Annotated in this window: 2 protein-coding genes and 1 pseudogene; all 3 read right to left on the reverse strand. The window is 70.9% G+C overall.

What is annotated here, in order from left to right; all coding sequences use genetic code 11:
- Window positions 1-159, reverse strand: a 159-nt coding sequence (locus ACIBJF_RS53435) for an FAD-dependent monooxygenase (RefSeq protein WP_399185119.1), incomplete at its 3' end; no start/stop codon positions are given.
- Window positions 156-1,094, reverse strand: a complete 939-nt coding sequence (locus ACIBJF_RS53440; RefSeq protein WP_399185118.1) for a fumarylacetoacetate hydrolase family protein — start codon at window positions 1,092-1,094, stop codon at window positions 156-158. The genes ACIBJF_RS53435 and ACIBJF_RS53440, both read right to left, overlap by 4 nt.
- Window positions 1,091-1,392 (reverse strand): annotated as a pseudogene (locus ACIBJF_RS53445) (2,3-dihydroxybiphenyl 1,2-dioxygenase); the annotation flags it as partial. The pseudogene ACIBJF_RS53445 and the gene ACIBJF_RS53440, both read right to left, overlap by 4 nt.

A 1,392-nucleotide genomic window follows, 5' to 3' on the forward strand; every position in this document is an offset into this window, starting at 1 on the left:
CTCGTCGTCCGCGACGACGGCGCGTGGCAGGGGGTAGATGTCCCGGTGGCGTTCGAGGAGCAGGCTGGGCACTCCGTGCCGGGCGAGCAGGAGGGCGGCCGTGACCCCGACCGGTCCCGCGCCGATGATCACCACCGGTCTCCGGGCTTCGGCGCTCACCTCGCGTCCGCCACGGCGGTCCGCTGATCGCCGAGGTTGATCCGCCCGTCCGGGGTGGCGATCGTGGCGGTGATGAGGTCACCGTCGCGCAGGTAACGCGGGTTCTTGGCCTGGCCCTTGAAGAACGCCTTCCACCTCGCCGCGGGCGGCAGCAGCGCACTGATCTTCGCGACCGGCGCGGGCGGGGCCTTCAGGGCGGTGCCGCCGGGGGTGCCGGTCAGCAGCAGATCGCCCGGGTCGAGGGTCTGGAAGCGGGCGAGCAGGGTGAGGGCCTGCGCGGGCCGCACGATCATGTCGGCGAGCGTGCGGTCCTGACGCGGTACGCCGTTGACGTTCAGCCGCAGCCGCAGGTTCAGCAGATGGGCGAAGTCCTCGGGCTCCAGCAGGGCCAGGTACGGGCCCGTCGGCGTGAAGGTCGGGTAGGACTTGCTCTCGTAGAACTGGGTCTTGGTCAGCTGGACGTCGCGGGCGCTGACGTCGTTGGTCAGGACCAGACCGGCGACGTAGCGCGGCAGGTCCTGCTCCTCGACGACGGTGCCCACCGGCAGGGGTGCGCCCATGACGAGGCCGAGTTCCACCTCGTAGTCGAGGAACTTCACGTGCGACGGGCGGACGATCGTGTCGTGGGGACCGCTGACCGAGCCGGACGCCTTGCGGAAGAAGGTGGGCGGAATGTCGCCGGTGAAGCCGGAATCCTTGGCGTGGCTGCGGTAGTTGACCATCTGGGCGACCACCCGGCAGGGGGTGGTGACCGGGGGCAGCGCGACCAGGTCGACGACGGGTGTGCCGTTCTCGTCGGAGGCGGCGGCCTCCCGGACGGCGTCCCGGTCGGCGAGCAGTTCCGCGGTGGTGACGGCCTTGGTGTCGATGCGGACGGCCCGCTCGTCGCGGACGACCCACCAGCCGTCGGTGGTGCGCAGAACGTTGGTGCTCATGAGCTCATCGCTTTCATCAGGCCCAGCAGGCGTGCGGGGTCGAGTTCGTTGTCGTCGCGCAGGGCCCTCATGACCTGGCGCAGCTTGGCCGGGGACGGGCTCGCGCCCAGGAAGTCACGCGTGACCGGCGGGCCCCACTGGGCCAGCCCGCTCGCGGACATCGGCGCCCACCCTGGTTCGAGGTCGCAGGAGAACAGGTCGCCGTCGGCGAAGTGCTCCAGCATGAAGTGGTCGGGGTCGCGCCAGTAGTCGAAGAGCTGGCTGCCCTGGATGTGCCGGCCGATGCCCCAGCTGCGCT

The sequence above is a fragment of the Streptomyces sp. NPDC050743 genome, assembly GCF_044456925.1.
Lineage (GTDB): Bacteria > Actinomycetota > Actinomycetes > Streptomycetales > Streptomycetaceae > Streptomyces.

Bases quoted from the DNA above. Each gene is read 5' to 3' on its own strand.
- ACIBJF_RS53440 (WP_399185118.1), bottom strand. From the start codon at position 1,094: ATGAGCACCAACGTTCTGCGCACCACCGACGGCTGGTGGGTCGTCCGC.